Raw genomic sequence first — 19,747 nt, 5'->3', positions numbered from 1 at the left:
CATCAACTGGGTCGATGCATTAATGCAGGAGACAGCTTTGACGGGTGCGGACCCACCGGCACCCACCCAGGTTGTCCCCTGAGCACGGAAACTGGCTCTAACCTGAGCGGCCATCGTCTTTGGCAATCGTATTTGGCAGGTTGTGTTATTCAGGCCTGCTCCTGGTCAGCATCGAAGTCACCCTCTGCGTCGTCGGTCACGTCTATCTGCTCGGTGCGGTCGCATTCGAAGGCATCGGCGGGCTGGCACTCGTCGTCCGGCCGTCCCAGCACCGTGGGAGTACTGCGAGCGACAGGGCCCAGGGAACGACCCTAGCTCTGCCGTCCGGGCACGCGCGGGCGTCGCCAGCCCAGCCACAGTATGAATACCCCGCCGACCACGAGGCCCCAGAACGCCGCCCCGATACCGATGAGCGTCACGCCCGACGCTGTCACCAGGAACGTCGCAATCGCACTGATGCGGTGCTCCGGTTCCTCGAGCGCATTGGTGACACTCGTCACGAGGGCGCCGAGCAACGCCAGACCCGCGACGGCGATGATCAAGATCGGCGGCGACGCCGCAACAAGGGCGGTGGCGAGGCCGGCCCCGAGTCCCAGCACGAGGTAACCGAAACCCGACGCGACCGTCGCGATCCAACGTTTCGACGCATCCTGGTGGGCATCCGGGCTGGCCATGAGAGCCGCCGTGATGGCGGCCAGGTTCATGTTGTGCGCTCCGAAGACCGATCCGACCATGGTTCCGATGCCGGACCAGACCAGCACCGAGCGCGGCGGAGGCCGAAAGCCGAAGGTCGAGAGCACGGCGAATCCGGGAACGTTCTGACCGGCCATGGTCACGACGAACAACGGCAGACCGACGCTCACGATCACGAGTGGTTCAAAGACCGGAGCCACAAAGACCAGGCTGGGAGCGGATGTTGGTGCTGACAACCAGCTCAATCCCGCAGTGCTGCCGATACCGATGGCGGCCACGACCATCGCCGCCGGCACTGCCCAGCGCGGCGCCAGTCGGTACAACACCAGCCACACCACCAGGACCGGAATAGCCAGGAGCGGTTGTTCAATCGCCGCCTGAATCGGTGCCAGACAAATGGGAAAGAGAATGCCAGCCAGCATCGCCCCAGCGAGGGGCTTCGGGATGCTCGTGATGACCCGGCCGAGGAAGGGCCAGAGACCGCACAGCACAATGAGCACTCCGCAAACCAGGAACGCTCCCACTGCCGCGCCGAAGTTATCGGTCGTGGTTCCCGCCGCTACGAGGAGGGCGGCACCCGGAGTCGACCAGGCAAACGAAACCGGCATCCGAAAGTACCAGGGCAAAGCAATGCAGGCCACGCCCACGAGCAGACACAGCGCCAGGAGCCCCGAAGAGGCCTGAGCTTCGGAGGCACCAACGGCGCGTAACCCGGCAATAACCAGCACGAAAGAACTGGCAAATCCAGTGATGGCAGCAACGATACCGGTCGTGATCGGCTGCAGCGCATCTGTCGCGCCCATACTGATCGAGTACTGCTTTTCACTCATCGCCGCTCCCCCGCACACCCCGTGCGATTATGCAGCGGCTTACGCCGACTTCACCTGGCGGGTCTTGTGCAGAACCATCTCAGCCGGTGCATTGCTCATTACGGTATCGCGGGTGATGATCACCCGCTCAACGTCGGTGCTGGACGGCACCTCGAACATGACCGGGCCGAGCACCTCTTCGAGGATGGCTCGCAGGCCACGAGCACCGGTCTTGCGCAGCACGGCCAAATCGGCGATGGCTTCGAGGGCGGGCTGTTCAAACTCAAGCTCAACCCCGTCGAGCTCAAACATGCGCTGGTATTGCCGCACCAGAGCGTTCTTCGGCACGGTGAGAATCTGCATGAGCGCGACCTGGTCGAGCTGGGTGACCGTGGTGACGACGGGCAGGCGTCCGATGAATTCGGGGATCAGCCCGAACTTATGCAGGTCTTCGGGCAGGACCTCGCTGAACAGGTTGATATCGTCGCCCTTGATGTGCAGCGGCGCCCCGAACCCGATGCCCTTCTTGCCGGCCCGCGACGAGATGATGTCTTCGAGTCCAGCGAAGGCGCCGGCCACGATGAACAACACGTTGGTGGTGTCGATCTGAATGAATTCCTGGTGCGGATGCTTACGCCCACCCTGCGGCGGAACGGAAGCAATGGTGCCCTCGAGAATCTTCAGGAGCGCCTGCTGCACACCCTCGCCCGAGACATCGCGCGTGATTGACGGGTTCTCGGCTTTGCGGGCGATCTTGTCGATCTCATCGATGTAGATAATGCCGGTTTCGGCGCGCTTGACGTCATAGTCGGCGGCCTGAATGAGCTTGAGCAGAATGTTCTCGACGTCTTCACCGACGTAGCCGGCCTCGGTGAGGGCCGTCGCATCCGCCACGGCGAAGGGCACGTTGAGACGCTTGGCCAGGGTCTGGGCCAGATAGGTCTTGCCACAGCCGGTCGGGCCAATCAGCAGAATATTAGACTTGGCAATCTCGACATCGTCGTGAATAGCCTCGGCCGCGGTGAGCGTGGCACGAGACCGCACGCGCTTGTAGTGGTTGTACACGGCGACGGCGAGGGCACGCTTGGCGGGTTCCTGGCCGATGACGTATTCTTCGAGGAAACCGAAGATCTCTTTGGGCTTGGGGAGGTCGAATTCACCGGCGGTCGCTTCGGAGCCGGCCTCAGCCAGTCGCTCTTCAATGATCTCGTTGCACAGCTCGACGCATTCGTCACAGATGTACACGCCGGGGCCGGCGATGAGCTGTTGTACCTGCTTCTGGCTCTTTCCGCAAAAGGAACACTTGAGCAGGTCGGCACTTTCGCCTATTCGGGCCATGTCTGCCTCCTCCATTGGTCTCGCTGCAATTGAGCCTAGCCTGTACGTACGACACTTGAGTGCAGGGCGCCACAAACCGGTACGGCGCGGCGCCCGAAGGCGACGCGCCGTACCGGTGTTTAGAGCTCAGACTACTTAACCAGCATCGGAAGGTTCTTGCGGCTGGTTAGAACCTGGTCGATCAGGCCGTATTCGAGGGCCTCAGCCGCGCTCATGATCTTGTCGCGGTCGATGTCCTTGTTGACCTGCTCAACACTCCGGTTGGAGTGGTGAGCGAGGGTCTCTTCGAGCCAGACCCGCATGCGCAAAATCTCGGCGGCCTGAATCTCGATATCCGAAGCCTGGCCACCGCCTTGGCCACCAACCGAGGGCTGGTGAATCAGGATGCGCGCGTTCGGCAGAGCGAGCCGCTTACCGGCTGTTCCACCGGCGAGCAAAACGGCCGCAGCAGATGCTGCCTGGCCGAGGCACACTGTCATGACGTGCGGGCGAATGTACTGCATGGTGTCGTAAATCGCCGTCATGGCGGTGAACGATCCACCGGGCGAGTTGATGTACATCGTGATATCGCGGTCCGGGTCCTGGCTTTCGAGCACGAGGAGCTGGGCCATCACGTCGTCGGCGGAAGCATCGTCAACCTGCACGCCGAGAAAGATGATGCGGTCTTCGAACAGCTTGGCGTACGGGTCCTGGCGCTTATAACCGTAGGCAGTGCGCTCTTCGAAAGTGGGGAGGATATAGCGGGAATCGGGCATGCCAGATGTAGAAGAGTGCGTGGTTGAGCCGCCCATCGAGCTGTAGGCCGTTCCACCGAATGTGGGGATAGTCATGATTTCTTCCTGTTCAGTTTCGGTGGACTACTTGGTGGCGTCGGGGTCGGTACCGCCGCCGCCGATGACATCCGAAGCGGATGCGCGGAGATGGTCGACGAAACCGTACTCGAGGGCCTCCTGGGCGCTGAACCAGTTGTCGCGGTCACCGTCGGCGTTGATCTGCTCGGGGGTCTTCCCGGTCTGCGCGGCCGTGATCTCGGAAAGACGCTGCTTCATGTCGAGGATGAGGCGAGCCTGGGTCTGGATATCGGCGGCCGTGCCACCGAACCCGCCGGACGGCTGGTGCAAAAGCACACGAGCGTTCGGGGTGATGTACCGCTTGCCCTTGGTCCCCGAAGTCAGCAGGAACTGGCCCATTGAGGCTGCCATGCCGATGCCGACCGTGACGATATCGTTGGGTACGAACTGCATCGTGTCGTAGATCGCCATGCCGGCGGTGATCGAGCCGCCAGGAGAGTTGATGTAGAGGTAGATGTCGCGTTTGGAATCTTCCGCTGCCAGCAAGAGGATCTTGGCGCAGATCTCGTTCGCGTTTTCGTCACGGACCTCTGAGCCGAGCCAGATGATGCGGTCCTTCAGCAGTCGGTCAAATACACCATTGGTGGGTGTCGGGTCGGCCATGTCGTGCTCCGTTTCAGTTGTCGCTTCTCAATAAATCTATCGGAGCGCGAGCGTCAAAATGGCTCTGTTCGCCCTCGGCAGATTACCGGCTGTCGCACACGTGCCCTGCAGCATGCGAAAGGCCGGCTGGAAGATTCCGGCCGGCCGATCACGCAAACGGGTGCTACTACTTGGCAGCAGCCTTCTTTTTCCTCTTGGGCTTCTCGTCAACCTCAGCATCGACTTCGGCGTCAGCCTCGGCCGCCGGAGCCGCCGGAGCCGCCGGAGCGTCGCTGTCAGCAGCATCCGCTTCACCATCCGTATCGTCGCCGACCGGGCCGGTGAATTCACTCAGGTCGACCGGCTTACCGTTGGAGTCAACGACCTCGGCCTTGCCCAGAGCAATGGCGAGGGCCTTGTTGCGAGCGACCTCGGCCACCATCGACGGAATCTGTCCGTTGGTGTTGAGCGTTTGCACGAACTCGCTCGGGTCCATGCCGTACTGGCTGGCACCCTGGATGAGGTACTGGGTGAGTTCGTCCTGGCTGACCTTGACCTGCTCGGCTTCGGCGATCGTGTCGAGCAGAATCTGCTGACGGAACGTCTTCTCGCTGGCTTCGGTGACCTCGGCGCGGTGGGTGTCATCCTCCAGGCGGCTTTCGCCTTCGAGGTGGCGGTTGACTTCGTCGAGGATGATCGCGGCGGGGATCGGAACCTCGACCGAGCCGAGAAGCGTCTCGATGAGACGCTCGCGTGCTTGGCTGCCCTGGCCGAAGGCCTTGGACTTCTCAACCTGAACCTTGAGGCTCTCGGTCAGCTCGGCGATGGTGTCGAACTCGCTCGAGATCTGAGCGAAGTCGTCGTTGGCCTCTGGAAGCTCGCGCTCCTTGACGGCGATGACCGTGATGGTGATCTCGGCCGTCTCACCCTCGTGGTCTCCGCCCATGAGGTCGGAGTTGAAGGTCGTGGTCTCGCCGGCGCTGAGCGCGTCGAGCGCCTCGTCGATGCCGTCGATGAGGTCGCCGGAACCAAGCTCGTAGGAGATACCGCTCGCCGTGTCGACCTCTTCGCCATCGATGGCGGCGTTCAGGTCGATCTGGGCGAAGTCGCCGGTCTTGGCGGGGCGGTCAACCGTGATGAGCGTGCCGAAACGGCTGCGCAGCTTGTCAAGCTCTTCGGCTACTTCCTCGTCGGAAACCGCGACGGCGTCGACGGTGAGCTTGAGGCCGTCGTAGCTGGGCAGGTCGATCTCGGGGCGCACGTCCACCTCGATAGCGAGGAGCAGGTCACCGGAGAAGTCGGTGTTGCTGGGCCATTCCACGATGTCGGCCTCTGGACGACCGAGCGGGCGCAGCTTGTTTTCTCCAACGGCCGCGCGGTAGAAACCGTCGAGACCCTCGTTGACGGCGTGCTCCAAAACGGCAGCCTTACCGACGCGCTGGTCAATGATGGCCGGCGGAATTTTACCCTTACGAAAACCGGGGACGTTGATGTCTTCGGCAATGTGGCCGTAGGCGTGGGTGATGGCTGGCTTCAGCTCGTCGGGGCTCACCGTGATGGTGAGCTTGGCGCGCGTGGGGCTCAGTTTTTCGACCGTGGACTTCACTCGAGACTCTCCTGTGTATTGAAACGGTGTGCTGCGGATAATGTCGGGGCGACAGGAATTGAACCTGCGACTTCTCGCCCCCAAAACGAGCGCTCTACCAAGCTGAGCTACGCCCCGGATCTACTTCGACCCGTCGGTATTACTTTGTTGGGGAACCAATTCGGTGGCGCAAGCGAAAGCTCACGACAGGCGGATTGACCTCAGCCAGTCTAATGCACGCCTTTCGAGCGGATGCGCCCGTACTGGCAAACGACGCCCGGTTTCCTGTACTACGATACTCGAGTGCCCAATTACTGGGCCTGGGGTCGTAGCTCAATGGTAGAGCCTGAGTTTTCCAAACTTATGACGCGGGTTCGATTCCCGTCGACCCCTCTATGTTGGGACGTTGATTCCGTGAAAGCCGCCAGCTTCAGCTGGCGGCTTTCACTCGTTAAGCGGATGTCGACAACTAGTGATCGTGGGCAGGCGAGAGTGTGCGCGGTCCGCTGCCGACGGCCAGGTTTGACTGGGGAACGATGGCGTCGCGAGCGGTTGGCGGGGTACCGGCCTCTTCGCCGGGCTTGACCACGACGAACTGGCCCATCATGCCGGCGTCTTCGTGCGACAGCATATGGCAGTGGAACATATACGGAAAGTCGGGGTCGGTATATTCCGCGAACTGCATAATGAGTTCGTAACGCTTGCCGGGCTCGAGGTAGATCGTGTCCTTCCAGCCAGACAGTTCGACGGGCGGCGGCTCGGTGCCCACCCGCAGCACCTGAAACTGCACTGCGTGCACGTGAAAGTTGTGCGGCAGGGGCATGGCGTTGTCGACGGTCCAGACCTCGGTCGCGCCGGCCTCGATCGTCTCGTCGATGCGGGTCATGTCCATCAGCCGATTGTTGATCGTGTAACCGTTGAGTGTGAACGAACGATCGACGGAGGCATCCTCTTTATCGAGCGGTTCGATGCTCGCGAGGGTGCTGGAGGTCTCTCCGATGCTGCTGAGCGTGTCGGCGGCGCGCAGCTCCATCACGTCGAGGGTGTCGTCACCGGCGTTGCGCGTCGCGGCGCTGGCCGAGGTACCGAGGTCTGGTTTGTTCGACTGCAGGTTCACGGTCTCCCCCGGCACCAGCTGAACGAGCATTTCGGCGCGTTCCCCCGGCGATAAACGGATGCCGTCCATCGGCGCCGCTTCCGTCAGCAGTCCCCCGTCGGTTGCGATCAGATCGAACGAGCGGCCGTCGCTGAACCCGAAGTCGTACACCCGTGCGGTCGACCCGTTGACCAGTCGCAGTCGCACCACCTCGGAGGTGACGTTGAGGTACGGCGCGAGGGTGCCGTTGACGAGCAGCTGGTCGCCTATGGGTCCGATGTAGCCGCGCACGTCGGTGACGAACTGGCCGTTCTCGTCGAAGCGACGATCTTGCACCACCACCGGAATATCGTCGACGCCGTAGCTGCGCGGCAGGGTGAGGGCGGCCTCTTCGTTGTCCTGCACGATGAAGACGCCAGCCAAGCCCATTTCGACCTGGTGCTCGGTGTCGCCTTCGGGGTGCGGGTGGTACCACAGCGTTGAGGCTGGCTGGTCGATCTCGAAGTTGGGGCTCCATTTCGCGCCGGGTTCGACCATCTGGTGCGGTCCGCCGTCCATTTTGGCGGGGAGGTTCGCGCCGTGCCAGTGCACGGTGGTAGCTACGTCGAGATCGTTGTTGACGTTGATGCGCACGTTTTCGCCGCGCGCGGCGATGATCGTCGGTCCAAGATAGCTGCCGTTGTAGCCCCAGGTGTCGGTCTCCACGCCCGACGTAAATTCGGTTGTGCCGGCCTGAGCCGTGAGGTCGAACACTCGCTCGCCCGCGGCGTCAACGGTCGAGTCGGCCAGGGGCGGGATGGCGAGCGGATTCACGAACTCAATGTTGCCGACCGTGTCGATCACGCCGGCCCCATCTTCACCGGAACACGCGGTGAGGCCGAGGGCCACTACCACCGTACCGACTACGGCCCCGCTCACGATAGTTGCGATGCGACGGCGGGGCCTGGCAATTCGGATCATGTTTCTATTTTCGCAGTTTGCTCTGGACTGTTACACCATGCCCCCTCGTCAGGCCTGGCAGCGCGGGCACCAGTACAGCTTGCGGGCAGCCATCTCTTCGAGCACGATGTGGGTGCCGCAGACTCGACAGGGTAGCCCCTCCCGTTTGTAAACCCAGTGCCGGTCGGCCCGATTCTTCATGGCGAGCCGATAAGGCTGGCCTTCGAGGCCGTCCATGGTCATCATCTGCCCGGTCGCAACTCCTATGTGGAGGAGGTGCGCCCAGTCACGCCACAGGTCACGCACGGTTTCGTCGCCGAGCGATTTGCCGGGCGCGTGCGGGTTGAGCCCGGCCCGAAAGAGCATCTCGGCCCGATAGACATTGCCGATGCCGCTGACCACGCCCTGATCCATGAGCAACCGGCCAATCGATGTGGGCTTCTTGCGCACGACGCTCACGAACCGCTCTTCGGCTTGTGGACTGTTGTCCAGTTCCGGGTCGGGGCCGAGTTTGGCGATGACGGCACCGACCTCGGCCGGGTGGAGCACCTCACACGCCGTCGGACCGCGCAGGTCGGCGCACACCGTATCGCTGAGCAGGCGCACGCGCACCTGACCGACCGGCTCCGGCGGAAAAGTGTCGGCGAGGTCGATCTCCTTTTCCTGTTCCGACATGCGCACCCGGGTTCGGCGGGGCGCGCCGATGCTGAAGACCGAGTTCTCCCCGGCCGAGTCGTAGGTCGGCAGGCCAGCAGTCAGGTCGGTGCCGTGCTGGTTGGTCTGGCCCATCCGGCCGTTGGCCGAGGCCATCGTGGCATCCATCTGAATCTCGCCGCTGAAATCCCAGGCTCCGTACAATCCCAAGTGGATGCGCAACCAGAGTCCGTGATCGAACTCCAGGAACATCTGCTTACCGACGGCGCGGGCATCCGTCACGGTGTGCCCACTGAGCTGCGCGGAACCGGCCACGAACCGTCCCTGTGGGGAGGAAACGGTGACCCGTTGGCCGATGAAGTTGCGCTGAAACTGGCGGGTAATACGGTGGACGGAGTGACCTTCTGGCACCTCAGTTCACCGGCCGTCGACGTTTTTTCCGGCGATGGTTCCGGTGGTTTCATATTCCCCGAGCTGATGAATGCGGCGCACATGCCGCTCTTCAGCGCTGAACGGCTCGGCGATGAACGCGTCGATGAAGCTCGTGGCCTCTTCAATTGTGTGCTCGCGGGCACCGATGGAAATGACGTTGGCGTCGTTGTGATCACGGGCCAGACGGGCCGTGCTGAGGTTCCAGACTAGGGCGGCGCGGGCGCCGGACACCTTGTTCGCGGCCATCTGCTCGCCGTTGCCCGAGCCGCCGAACACAACACCGAGCGCCTCGATGCCAGTTTCTCGGTCGTCGACGGTGGCCTGCGCTGCATTGATACAAAAAGCAGGGTAGTCATCGAGGGCATTGTAGGTCCGAGGCCCGTGGTCGACGACCTCGTGCCCGGCCGCACTCAGGTGCGTGATCAGGTGATGGCTGAGGTCGAGACCGGCATGGTCCGTGGCGATGTGGATGCGCATAAGAGCAGTCTAATTTGTGCTGGCCGGAGTACCGACGGACTCGGTGATATTCGGCTCAAAGCGCGGTTCACGGGTTCGACTGCGCTTGAGTTCGAAGAATCCGTCGTAATTGGCCAGCGCGACGACGCCGTCCCACAGCGCCAGGGCCTGCTCGCCCATCGGTGCCGGGGAAATGACCGGACCGAAGAAGGCCACACCGTTTACGGCGATCACGGGCGTGCCGACGTCCTGGCCAACGCGATTGATGCCATCGAAGTGGCTGGTGCGCATCTCCAGGTCATATTCCTCGCTGTCGGCGAAGGCAGCGAAACTGGCCGGCAGGCCCACCTCGGCGAGCGCGGCGGGAATGACCTCGTCGGGGTTCGTGTTGCCTCCCGGGTGAATCCGCTGGCCAAGTGCGTCGTAGAGCGCCTTGACCATCGGCTGGCCGTGCAGTTCGTTGGCGGCGGTGACGAGGCGGGTGTACTTGAGCGCCCGGGGAAAAAACGCCGCGTACTCCTCACTCACCTCCTGATCTTCGTTGAGCACGGCGAGGCTCATGACATGCCAGGTCACCTCGAAATGACGCAGCCGGGCGACCTCGTCCACCCAGCGCGAAGTCATCCAGGCCCAGGGACACGAGGGGTCAAACCAGAAATCTACAGAATCAGTCATAGGACCAGCCTATGCAGAAACGGCAGGGGGATCTCCGTTCCTACGAATGACCATTTGGGCATCGCCCCCGGACGGGCTATCGATGTTGGGTCAAAAAAACTGCACCAGGCAGTACATCTCAACGTCGCAAGCACAGTATCTCCACAGGAGAAATTCACATGCCCATTGACCGAAGCACGTCCACCGCGCAGTCCACCGCGCAGTCCACGGCTGCGAAGCACACCGTGAAGCCGAAAAAGGCTCTCCTACGCCGCCGCATCGCGGTGTCCGACGTCAACGTCGTCGAGAAACCCATCATGAAGCGCGCCCTCGGCGGCACCATCGTGGGAAACACCATGGAATGGTACGACGTGGGTGTCTTCGGCTACCTCATCACCACCATGGGACCGGTCTTCCTTCCCGAGGCGGACGCATCCGTTCAAACCCTGTTTCTGCTCGGTACCTTTGCGGCGACCTTTTTCGCCCGCCCCCTCGGCGGCGTGTTCTTCGGCTGGCTCGGTGACCGCATCGGCGGGCAGAAGGTGCTTGCGACCACCCTGATTCTGATGGCCGCCTCGACCTTCGCCGTCGGCCTGCTGCCGGGCTACGCGCAGATCGGTGTCTGGGCGGCGGTGCTGCTCGTCTTCGTCAAACTCGTGCAGGGATTCTCCACCGGCGGCGAGTACGCCGGCGCCACAACCTTCATCAGCGAGCACGCTCCCGACAAGCAGCGCGGCTACTTCGCCAGCTTTCTTGACATGGGCAGCTACCTCGGTTTCGCCATCGGCGCCTCGCTCGTCTCGGTGCTGCAGCTCACGCTCGGCCAGGAGGTCATGGAGGATTGGGGCTGGCGCCTGCCGTTCCTCATCGCCGGGCCGCTCGGCCTGATCGCCATCTACTTCCGCATGAAGATCGATGAGTCTCCCGCATTCCAAGCCACCCTCGATGCGCAGGAAGCCGCCCAGAAGAACCCGGTCGGAGCAACTGCAGAGACCCCCAAGGGCCCGATTCAGATCTTCAAAGCCTATGGGCGCAACATCATCATCGCGATGATCCTCGTTGCCGCCGCGAACACCGTCGGTTACGCGCTGACCTCCTACATGCCCACCCATCTCACCGAGAACAAGGGCTACGACGAGTTGCACGGAACGGCGCTGACGATTCCGATCCTCGTGGTCATGGCCCTGTGCATCCCCCTGAGCGGCCGTCTGTCCGACCGGGTCGGTCGACGTCCGGTGCTGTGGACCGGTGCCATCAGCACGGTCGTGCTGGCTTACCCGGCGTTCCTGCTCATCGGCGTCGGTTCGATCTGGTCGACGTTGCTCGGCCTCGCGCTCATCGCGCTCCCAGTCACCTTCTACGTCTCGACCATTGCCTCAGCACTACCGGCGCTGTTCCCGACGGCGAGCCGTTACGGCGCCATGGGCATTTCGTACAACTTCGCGGTCGCCATTTGCGGCGGCACCACGCCGTTCATCATCGCCGCGCTTATCGTGGGCACCGGCAACGACATGATGCCCGCGTTCTACCTGATGGGCACCTCTCTCATCGGTGCGATCGCGATCTACTTTCTCAAGGAATCGGCCAACCGCCCGCTACCCGGGTCGATGCCGAGCGTCAACAGTGCCGAAGAAGCACACGGCCTGGTCCAGACACAGAACGACAACCCCCTGCTCAACACTGACGAAATGCCGTTCGACCACACCTACGAGCCACCCACCACTGCCATTCCCATTCAAGAACCGGCCAGACTCTAGATAAAACGGATGCTCACAGTCGCCCCGCGTAGAATTCGCGAATGACCACCGCGCCCCCCACCACTGCGCCCACCAACACTGCGCCCACCAACGCGAGCGCAGCTAAATGCAGCGCGCCGGCCCTTGAATTCGCCGGAATCGACCCGCACGACCTCGAAGTGACCCTGCGGGTGCTCGCCTCCCTCAGCGACGTGGACCCGGACAGCGCCGACTTCGTCACCGTGCGCCAGGCGACCGCCAAGATGTTCAAGTCGGTCAAGATGTCGCGGCGCCTGGAGAAACGCGCGGTCATCGCCGACGCCGATCGTAGCGTCATCGCCGCCACCGCCACCGGCGCGCCCACCCGCATCGACGACGAGACCCGCGGCGCCCAGCTCTCTCTTGGTACCAGCACGGCGACCGCCGGTAAGCTGCTCGTTCCGCGCGCCTGTTATATCTGCAAGCAGAAATACACCGTGGTCGACGCGTTCTACCACCAGCTTTGCCCGAGCTGCGCCCTCTCGAGCCACGCCAAACGCGACGCGCGCACCGACCTCACCGGCAAGCGCGCACTGCTCACCGGCGGCCGCGCCAAGATCGGCATGTACATCGCTCTGCGCCTGTTGCGCGACGGTGCCCACACCACCGTCACCACCCGGTTTCCGCGCGACGCCGTGCGCCGCTTCGCCGCTATGGACGACTCCAAGGATTGGCTGCACCGCCTGCGCATCGTCGGCATCGACCTGCGAGACCCGGCCCAGGTGATCGCCCTGGCTGATTCGGTCGCTGCCCAGGGCCCGCTCGACATTCTCATCAACAATGCAGCGCAGACCGTGCGACGCTCGCGCGGCTCGTACTCCCTGCTGGTTGAGGCCGAGGATGCTCCGCTGCCCGACGGCCCCCTGCCCGAGATCGTGTCGTTCGGCCACACCAACGATGCGCATCCGCTCGCCCTGGCTGCATCGGTCTCCGGGCATCCGCTGCTCACGACGGCGGCCGGTGCCGGTGCCCTTACAGCGGATGATCTCACCCGGCTGGCACTCGCCGCCGGGTCTTCGTCGCTGGAGCGTCTCGCCGCTGGCACCGCCATTGACGCCGGCGGGCTTGTTCCCGACCTGCACGACGTGAACAGTTGGACAGCCAACGTCGAAGATGTGGATCCGCTCGAGATGCTCGAAGTGCAGTTGTGCAACACGACGGCACCATTTCTGCTGGTGAGCCGTCTGCGGGCCTCGCTCACAGCATCCGCGGCCCGACGTACTTATATTGTGAACGTGTCGGCGATGGAGGGCGTGTTTGGTCGCGGCTACAAGGGCCCCGGCCACCCGCATACCAATATGGCCAAAGCGGCCCTGAACATGCTCACCCGCACCAGCGCGAAGGAGATGCTGGAAGACGGCATTCTTATGACCAGCGTCGATACCGGCTGGATCACCGACGAACGCCCACACCCCACCAAGGTGCGCCTGGCCGAGGAGGGTTTTCACGCTCCGCTCGACCTGGTCGACGGCGCCGCCCGGGTGTACGACCCGATCGTGCGCGGCGAGGACGGCGAAGACGTCTACGGCGTCTTTCTGAAGGACTACAAGCCCGGCGCCTGGTAGCACCTGGCCGTCGACCACTGGGGTGTACCCCAGGCGGCCACATAGTTGGACCAACCCTTCCCTGACCGGATCGCGCCCATGGCGAGGACTCAAAGATGTCGAGTAAACCTCAGGTCATGCGGCAAAAATTGCCCCTGTGAGGCTGACCGCATGCTACACCGCCGTCTGATCACGCCGACCGTTTTTCTCGCTCTCGTCGCTCTCAGCGGATGCGCGGCCGGGCCCGTCGCAGGGCCGCCAAGGTCAGCGAGCGCGGGGCCGACAGAACTTGCCGCTACCACGGGTGTCTACACCTGTGACGATGTTGCCACCCTCGATACCGTGGCCGGCGCGTTGGCCCCCGCCGACGAAAGTATGCCGACCCCGGTGGCCGCGACGCAGCCGGGGATGGCCCTCACCGAGTATGCCGTGCCCAGCCACCTGGTCTGGCCGGCGGTAGACCTGGTCGAACGGGAACCCGCCTGCACCGGCGCGCTCAAGTCGCAGGGTAGTGCGATGGCACTTGGTGTCGACGCCCTCGACTACGAAATCTGCGATTCGTCGAGCATGGACCCGATCTGGTTCGACCGGTACGTGACACAGACCGCGGGGGTCTTCACCTGCTACGTTGACGCCGCTGGTGTCAACGGCACCTCGATCACGGTCGGCTATGACCTCGCCAGCATCGTCGACACGATGATCTCCACTCCCGACAGCCAGGCTGCCCTGCCGCAGATTGCGTTGGAAGGCGCCGTCGACGGCGAGCACGCCGTGCAGATCTGCACCGACACCTCGTCGTACTGCACCGTGATCTTTTCGCTCGGCCAGTCGGCGTACCAGGTCGAGTCACGTACCGACGCGGTCGCTGTCGCTGTCGCTGTCGCTGTCTCCGAAGCAATCATCGCCCAAGCCCGCTAGCCTCCTACTGCGCTACAACGACAGGAGAACGACATGACCGAGGACACTTTCGACCGAGACGTCGTGCGCGCCTTCAAACACTTCATGGAACGGGTCGTATCTGCGGCGGATAACCGGGCCGGTTCGGGCCTGACACCACTCGGCGATCGCATCAGCGCCTTTCTCGGCGCCAACGCGTCGAGGTTGCCGGTCGTGTCGGAGACCCTGACCGATCATCGCCTAGTCGACGCGGACATCGCCCTGAGCACGTTGGCCAGCGTGGATCCGGCCGCGCTTCTGGGTGTATCGGGCGGGCAGCAGCGGTTTCATTCGACGCTGTCCGAGCTCGTGGCCAGCCCGTTACAGGGCTTCGGGCCCGGTCCTGTGGACTACTCGGCCCGGGCGACCGGACCGACGACAACCCGCCAGGTCGTCTCATTCGGCCTCCGACTCATCCGCTTTGACGATCAGCCGATCGCGGTGCTGCAACGCGCCGCGAATCCGCAATTCGGGCGCAATACGGCCGAGCTCGAAATCATGGCCGAGTCGCCGCACACGGTCACCGGTTTTCTGGAGCACCTGCGCGCACTCATGATCGAGCACAGCGTGCTGCGCGGGCAGGTGCTCTCGTTCGTGCAAACCGAATACGGATCCGGAGCCGGAATCACCTTTCTGGAACGACCCGTCGTACCGACGGCCGCCATCGTGCTGCCGGAGGGCATCCTCGGCACCATCACCGACCACGTCATCGGAATCGGCGAGCAGCGCCAGGTCTTGCTCGCCGCCGGGCAACATTTGAAGCGCGGTGTGCTGCTCTACGGGCCTCCCGGCACCGGCAAAACCCTCACTGTGCGCCACCTGCTCAGCGAAACACCGGGCATCACCGCCGTGCTGCTCACCGGTACCAGCATCGTGCACATTGCTGCGGCTGCCGAGATCGCGCGCACCTTTGCGCCGTCGATCGTCGTGCTGGAAGACATCGACCTGGTCGCGATGCAGCGTAACGCCACTCCGCAACCCCTGCTGTTCGAGGTGCTCGACGCCCTTGACGGACTCGACGGCGACGCCGATGTGGCGTTCGTCATGACCACCAATCGGGTCGAGGTGCTCGAGCGCGCCCTTGCCGAACGGCCAGGCCGGGTCGACCTCGCCGTCGAAGTTCCATTGCCCGCCCTTGCCGAACGCGAGCGGCTGTTCCGGCGCTATGCGGGAAGGCTGCCGTTCACCCCGGCCGCCCTCGACGCCGCTGCCCGCCGTGCAGAGGGCGTGACGGGCTCTTTCGCAAAGGAATTGATTCGTCGGGCCGTGCTTCGCGCTGCCCTCCGCGCCGACACCGTCGACGACGACGACCTGCAGATCGCCCTCGACGATCTGTTGTCGGCGGGCGAATCCCTCACCCGACGGCTCCTGGGCACCCGCAGCAGCGAAACCCCGCGCTGGCAGCCCGATGAGGAGCCAAGCGATGGGCCGAACAGCGGAAGCTACGTTTCGATGCACGATGCGGCGGCCGTGATGACGCGCCAATCCGCCTCCTTCGGCTGGGCAACGGGTAGCGCGGCGCCGTTGACAGCGGAGCCGACGCCCGAGCCCTCCGCGGACTCACCCGAGCCAGTGTAATGACCGGCCGTGTGGCTGGGTCAGGGCGATCGGCTCACCGTCCAGGGCAAGAATGAAAGCGGAAGCCGGAATTGAATGTGACGGCGCCGGCGCCTCCCCAAGCCGCTCCAACACCCCGGGCACCACGCTCTGCCCCTCGTTCGACAACCAGCGCACCGGCAGTCGGGTCATCTGCGCGGCGAACCGGCCGCGGTCGGTTGCGTTCAGGTAGGCGAGCACCGCGGTGTGGAACACGACAACGGTTGCCCCGGCCGGTGCCCGGGCAACGAGCGCCTCGATCTGAGCATTGAGGTCCCCCCGCACGATCTCGACCGGCTCCTGGCGGGCCACGGCAACCGCGGCGCGCAGCCGGGATCGACGGTCGTCATGTTCCGGCCAGATCAGCGCATCGAGCCAGGCTACGTCCGCGTCGCTGCAGACGTCGAGGGGATGAAGGTCGATTCCGGCCCGCCACACGATCTCGGGCATCCGCTCGGGCAGCGGCACCGGACCGCTCACGTCGCAGTCGAGCACCACCGGGTTCGCCCTGTCTCTCGGGTGCAGCATCCGCTCGCCGCCATCAGCAAACCGATATCGGTAGCTGTACCGATCGGGGTGCAGGCAGAGACCGGCGGATGCCCCAACTTCGATGATCGCGAGGGGCCCGGCGAGCGCCGCCAGGGCCGGCAACAGCACAGCGCACCGACCGGGTTCATTCGTCTGAGTGGCATGGGTCAGACAGGTGGCGGCGACGAGCGCCCAGTGCTCGCGCAGCCAGGCCGCGAAAGCCGGATACTCCCCCACCACGGCCCCGTGCAACCGGGCCGCGCTGAACACTAGGTTCGGTTGCCGTTTGACCGGCGGCAGCAGATCGATCAGTTTCACTATCTCAGGATCAGCCGCAACCCCAGCGGCCCAGCGTTCGTAACAGGCGCTCATTCCGCGGGCTTCAACCTCAGCGAAGGCTCGGTAGCGTTCAGCGGTCGCGACGCCGGGATCGGTGCTCGCTCTCATGCCCACATTGTAATCATGGTTAGGCTTGCGGGGTGCGATGGCGCCACGAGCGCCAGAGCTTCACCGTTCCAAATGGAATCCGTCGCGAATCGAATCGTGAATCGAATTGGAGAACTAAGTTGCCTGGAGAGAACCTCACCCGCCTTGAAGCGTCAGAGCGCGCCGCGCTCGTCACGGTAGCGAGCTACAACGTTGTGCTCGACCTCACTACCGGCCCCACCACGTTCGGCAGCACCACGACGGTGCGCTTCGCCGCTACCCCCGGAGCCTCGACCTTCATCGATGCCATCACTGCCATGGTGCACTCGGTGACCCTCAACGGTGCCGCGCTCGACCCGGCCGTCGTGAGTGACGGCATCCGCATTCAGCTGGACGGCCTGCAGGCCGACAACGAGCTCGTTGTCGTGGCCGACGCGCTCTACACCAACACCGGTGAAGGCCTGCACCGCTTCGTCGACCCGGTCGACAACGAGGTCTACCTCTACAGCCAGTTCGAGGTGCCCGACTCTCGCCGCGTCTTCGCCGTGTTCGAGCAGCCCGACCTCAAGGCGAAATTCGCTTTTACCGTCACAGCGCCGAGCCAGTGGCAGGTTGTTTCCAACTCGACCACGCCGGAGCCAACCGACGCCGGCAACGGTGCCAGCACCTGGGCGTTTGCACCGACCCACGTGATCTCGAGCTACATCACCGCGCTCATCGCCGGCCCGTACGCCGTCGTGCGCGGCGAACTGACCTCGAGCGACGGACGCACCATTCCGCTCGGCGTGTTCAGCCGCAAGAGCCTCAGCGAGTACCTCGACGCCGACTACATCCTCGAGAAGACCCGCCAAGGCTTCGCCTACTACGAGGAGAAGTTCGGTTACGCCTACCCGTTCGACAAGTACGACCAGCTGTTCGTTCCGGAATTCAATGCCGGCGCCATGGAGAACGCCGGCGCGGTCACCTTCACCGAAACGTACATCTTTCGCTCCAAGGTGACCGACGCCATCAAGGAACGCCGTGTTGTAACGATTTTGCACGAGCTCGCCCACATGTGGTTCGGCGACCTCGTCACCATGACCTGGTGGAACGACCTCTGGCTCAACGAGAGCTTCGCCGAGTGGGCATCGACCATCGCCACCGCCGAGGCCACCGAGTGGCATGAAGCCTGGACCACCTTCGCCGTGATGGAGAAGAGCTGGGCTTACAAGCAAGACCAGCTTCCCTCGACCCACCCGGTCGTCGCCACGATTCGCGACCTTGACGACGTACTCGTCAACTTTGACGGCATCACCTACGCCAAGGGTGGCTCTGTACTCAAGCAACTCGCCGCCTGGGTCGGCATCGACGCCTTCTTCACCGGCGTCGGATCGTACTTTCAGAAGCATCAGTGGGACAACACCGAGCTTTCCGACCTGCTGGTCGAGCTCGAGGCCGCCAGCGGTCGTGACCTCAGCGGCTGGGCGCATTTCTGGCTCGAGACCGCCGGCGTCAACACGCTGCGCCCTGAGATCGCCACGGATGAAGCGGGCGTCATCACCGGCTTCACGGTGCTGCAGACCGCCGCCGCCGACTACCCCACCATTCGCCCGCACCGTCTCGCCATCGGTTTCTACACCTTCAACGACGCGCAGAAACTCGTGCGCACGCACCGGGTCGAGCTCGACGTCGACGGTTCTACAACGGATGTCCCCGCTCTCGTCGGCCAGAAACGTCCCAACCTGATCCTGCTCAACGACGACGACCTCACCTACGCCAAGGTGCGCCTCGACCCGGCCTCGGAGGCCGTCGCGCTCGAGCACCTCTCCGCGATTGAGAGCCCGCTCGCCCGCGCTCTGGTCTGGGGTTCGGTCTGGGACGCCACCCGCGACGCCGAAACCACGGCCCGCGACTTCGTGCGTCTGGTGCTGAACAATGTCGCCACCGAAACCGAGTCGACCACGCTGCGCACCGTGCTCGGCCAGGTCGTGCTCACCGCGAGCCACTACGTGGCCGAACCGCACCGCGAAGCCACCACCACCGAGGTCGCTGACGCACTCTGGACGCTCGCGCAGGGCGCGGCGGCCGGCAGCGATGCCCAGTTCCAATTCGTGAAGTTCTTCGCCGCCGTCGCAGCCACCCCCGCGCAGCTCGAGAACGTGGCGGCGCTGCGTTCGGGCAACACCGTGCTCGATGGTCTGACCGTCGACACCGACCTGGCCTGGGAGCTCCTCACCGCCCTCGTGGCCGGTGGGCGCGCCGACGCCGCTCAGATCAGCGAGAGCCTCGCGGCAGACAACACGGCGACCGGCGCACAGTCGGCCGCTCTGGCCCGGGCTGCCCTCCCTACTGCCGAGGGCAAGCTCGCCGCCTGGTCGTCACTCATCGACATCGACACGGCCGCGACAACCATCGTACGCACGACGTCCGCCGGGTTCCTGCGGGTGAACGATTCGGCGCTGCTCGAGCCGTTCGTCACGACCTATTTCGAGATGTTGCAGCGGGTCTGGGACGCACGCAGCTTCTCGATCGGCGAAAAGCTCGTGATCGGTCTCTACCCGGCACCGCTGAACAACCAGGCCCTCGCGAATGCGACAAAGACCTGGCTCGATGCGAACCCCGAGCCGGCCGCCCTGCGCCGCCTCGTGGTCGAAAACCTGGCCGGAGTCGAGCGCTCGCTCAAGGTGCAGGCTCGCGACGCCGAATAATTAGTACCAACGAGCACTGAGAACCCCGCGACCTGATGGTCGCGGGGTTCTCCTTTACCTTGGAGGTTCACAGCAAACCCCACGTATGCCGAGAGGATGCCGCTGGCAGCGTCACAGGCGCAGGGTCGCGTCGGCCGCATGGCGGGCTGCGACCGCTCTGGCCCGG

The 19,747-nt window shown here is 64.0% G+C and carries 16 protein-coding genes and 2 tRNA genes; 6 read left to right on the top strand and 12 right to left on the bottom strand.

Annotated elements, in window-relative coordinates:
* Positions 1-149: 149 nt before the first annotated feature.
* From CXY73_RS23235 to CXY73_RS10810, 7 genes are all read right to left on the bottom strand, one after another.
* Positions 150-272 carry a hypothetical protein gene (locus CXY73_RS23235; RefSeq protein WP_255411383.1) on the bottom strand — a complete coding sequence of 41 codons (123 nt, stop codon included), beginning with the start codon at positions 270-272 and terminating at the stop codon, positions 150-152.
* Between the two features lie 39 nt (positions 273-311).
* Entirely contained in the window at positions 312-1,523 is a 1,212-nt protein-coding gene (locus CXY73_RS10835; RefSeq protein ID WP_199185345.1) for a benzoate/H(+) symporter BenE family transporter, read from the bottom strand.
* A 39-nt stretch (positions 1,524-1,562) separates the two neighbouring features.
* Positions 1,563-2,840 carry an ATP-dependent Clp protease ATP-binding subunit ClpX gene (gene clpX / locus CXY73_RS10830; RefSeq protein WP_104135757.1) on the bottom strand — a complete coding sequence of 426 codons (1,278 nt, stop codon included), beginning with the start codon at positions 2,838-2,840 and terminating at the stop codon, positions 1,563-1,565.
* Between the two features lie 131 nt (positions 2,841-2,971).
* A complete protein-coding gene (locus CXY73_RS10825; RefSeq protein ID WP_104135708.1) occupies positions 2,972-3,670 on the bottom strand; it encodes an ATP-dependent Clp protease proteolytic subunit in 699 nt (232 codons plus the stop codon).
* Positions 3,671-3,697: 27 nt separating this feature from the next.
* Entirely contained in the window at positions 3,698-4,294 is a 597-nt protein-coding gene (locus tag CXY73_RS10820; RefSeq protein ID WP_092450832.1) for an ATP-dependent Clp protease proteolytic subunit, read from the bottom strand.
* Between the two features lie 166 nt (positions 4,295-4,460).
* Positions 4,461-5,879, bottom strand: coding sequence for a trigger factor (tig, locus tag CXY73_RS10815; RefSeq protein WP_158254106.1), 1,419 nt, complete (start codon positions 5,877-5,879; stop codon positions 4,461-4,463).
* Between the two features lie 43 nt (positions 5,880-5,922).
* A tRNA-Pro gene (locus CXY73_RS10810) sits at positions 5,923-5,996 on the bottom strand.
* Between the two features lie 184 nt (positions 5,997-6,180).
* Between CXY73_RS10810 and CXY73_RS10805 the strand changes: the two genes are divergently transcribed.
* Positions 6,181-6,251: transfer RNA gene (locus tag CXY73_RS10805), tRNA-Gly, on the top strand.
* Between the two features lie 76 nt (positions 6,252-6,327).
* Here the strand turns inward: CXY73_RS10805 and CXY73_RS10800 are convergent.
* The 4 genes from CXY73_RS10800 to CXY73_RS10785 are packed head-to-tail and all read right to left on the bottom strand — an operon-like array spanning position 6,328 to position 10,110.
* The gene (locus tag CXY73_RS10800) at positions 6,328-7,914 is read right to left on the bottom strand and encodes a multicopper oxidase family protein (protein WP_104177714.1); all 1,587 of its coding nucleotides are present in this window, start codon (positions 7,912-7,914) and stop codon (positions 6,328-6,330) included.
* A gap of 48 nt (positions 7,915-7,962) precedes the next feature.
* Positions 7,963-8,958, bottom strand: a complete 996-nt coding sequence (locus CXY73_RS10795; RefSeq protein WP_104177713.1) for an Fpg/Nei family DNA glycosylase — start codon at positions 8,956-8,958, stop codon at positions 7,963-7,965.
* 6 nt (positions 8,959-8,964) lie between these two features.
* The gene (locus CXY73_RS10790) at positions 8,965-9,456 is read right to left on the bottom strand and encodes a ribose-5-phosphate isomerase (RefSeq protein WP_104135712.1); all 492 of its coding nucleotides are present in this window, start codon (positions 9,454-9,456) and stop codon (positions 8,965-8,967) included.
* Between the two features lie 9 nt (positions 9,457-9,465).
* Positions 9,466-10,110: a DsbA family protein gene (locus CXY73_RS10785; RefSeq protein ID WP_104135713.1), complete on the bottom strand. Its 645-nt coding sequence runs from the start codon at positions 10,108-10,110 to the stop codon at positions 9,466-9,468.
* Positions 10,111-10,268: 158 nt separating this feature from the next.
* Here CXY73_RS10785 and CXY73_RS10780 point away from each other — a divergent pair, with 158 nt between their 5' ends.
* From CXY73_RS10780 to CXY73_RS10765, 4 genes are all read left to right on the top strand, one after another.
* Entirely contained in the window at positions 10,269-11,846 is a 1,578-nt protein-coding gene (locus CXY73_RS10780) for an MFS transporter (protein ID WP_104177712.1), read from the top strand.
* 41 nt (positions 11,847-11,887) lie between these two features.
* A complete protein-coding gene (locus CXY73_RS10775; protein ID WP_104177711.1) occupies positions 11,888-13,429 on the top strand; it encodes an SDR family oxidoreductase in 1,542 nt (513 codons plus the stop codon).
* A gap of 150 nt (positions 13,430-13,579) precedes the next feature.
* On the top strand, positions 13,580-14,326 hold the full coding sequence (locus CXY73_RS10770) for a hypothetical protein (RefSeq protein WP_104177710.1): 747 nt from the start codon (positions 13,580-13,582) through the stop codon (positions 14,324-14,326).
* Positions 14,327-14,359: 33 nt separating this feature from the next.
* Positions 14,360-15,922, top strand: a complete 1,563-nt coding sequence (locus tag CXY73_RS10765) for an ATP-binding protein (protein ID WP_104177709.1) — start codon at positions 14,360-14,362, stop codon at positions 15,920-15,922.
* Here the strand turns inward: CXY73_RS10765 and CXY73_RS10760 are convergent.
* A complete protein-coding gene (locus CXY73_RS10760) occupies positions 15,905-16,915 on the bottom strand; it encodes a DUF2332 domain-containing protein (RefSeq protein WP_104177708.1) in 1,011 nt (336 codons plus the stop codon). The genes CXY73_RS10765 and CXY73_RS10760 overlap by 18 nt on opposite strands.
* A gap of 119 nt (positions 16,916-17,034) precedes the next feature.
* On the opposite strand from CXY73_RS10760, the gene pepN reads away from it, so the two are divergent.
* Entirely contained in the window at positions 17,035-19,581 is a 2,547-nt protein-coding gene (gene pepN, locus CXY73_RS10755) for an aminopeptidase N (protein WP_104177707.1), read from the top strand.
* The last annotated feature ends 166 nt before the right edge of the window (positions 19,582-19,747 follow it).

The sequence above is a fragment of the Cryobacterium sp. Y50 genome, assembly GCF_002929805.1.
GTDB lineage: Bacteria > Actinomycetota > Actinomycetes > Actinomycetales > Microbacteriaceae > Cryobacterium.
Note: the sequence above shows the minus strand (reverse complement) of the source record. Positions and strands in the feature narration are given on the sequence as shown.

What these genes read in the sequence shown, in the direction of transcription:
- CXY73_RS10765 (WP_104177709.1), top strand. Translation starts at nt 14,360, where the DNA reads ATGACCGAGGACACTTTCGACCGAGACGTCGTGCGCGCCTTCAAACAC.
- CXY73_RS10780 (WP_104177712.1), top strand. Translation starts at nt 10,269, where the DNA reads ATGCCCATTGACCGAAGCACGTCCACCGCGCAGTCCACCGCGCAGTCC.
- CXY73_RS10835 (WP_199185345.1), bottom strand. Translation starts at nt 1,523, where the DNA reads ATGAGTGAAAAGCAGTACTCGATCAGTATGGGCGCGACAGATGCGCTG.
- CXY73_RS10770 (WP_104177710.1), top strand. Translation starts at nt 13,580, where the DNA reads ATGCTACACCGCCGTCTGATCACGCCGACCGTTTTTCTCGCTCTCGTC.
- CXY73_RS10820 (WP_092450832.1), bottom strand. Translation starts at nt 4,294, where the DNA reads ATGGCCGACCCGACACCCACCAATGGTGTATTTGACCGACTGCTGAAG.
- CXY73_RS10760 (WP_104177708.1), bottom strand. Translation starts at nt 16,915, where the DNA reads ATGAGAGCGAGCACCGATCCCGGCGTCGCGACCGCTGAACGCTACCGA.
- CXY73_RS10800 (WP_104177714.1), bottom strand. Translation starts at nt 7,914, where the DNA reads ATGATCCGAATTGCCAGGCCCCGCCGTCGCATCGCAACTATCGTGAGC.
- CXY73_RS10825 (WP_104135708.1), bottom strand. Translation starts at nt 3,670, where the DNA reads ATGACTATCCCCACATTCGGTGGAACGGCCTACAGCTCGATGGGCGGC.
- CXY73_RS10785 (WP_104135713.1), bottom strand. Translation starts at nt 10,110, where the DNA reads ATGACTGATTCTGTAGATTTCTGGTTTGACCCCTCGTGTCCCTGGGCC.
- clpX (WP_104135757.1), bottom strand. Translation starts at nt 2,840, where the DNA reads ATGGCCCGAATAGGCGAAAGTGCCGACCTGCTCAAGTGTTCCTTTTGC.
- CXY73_RS10775 (WP_104177711.1), top strand. Translation starts at nt 11,888, where the DNA reads ATGACCACCGCGCCCCCCACCACTGCGCCCACCAACACTGCGCCCACC.
- CXY73_RS10790 (WP_104135712.1), bottom strand. Translation starts at nt 9,456, where the DNA reads ATGCGCATCCACATCGCCACGGACCATGCCGGTCTCGACCTCAGCCAT.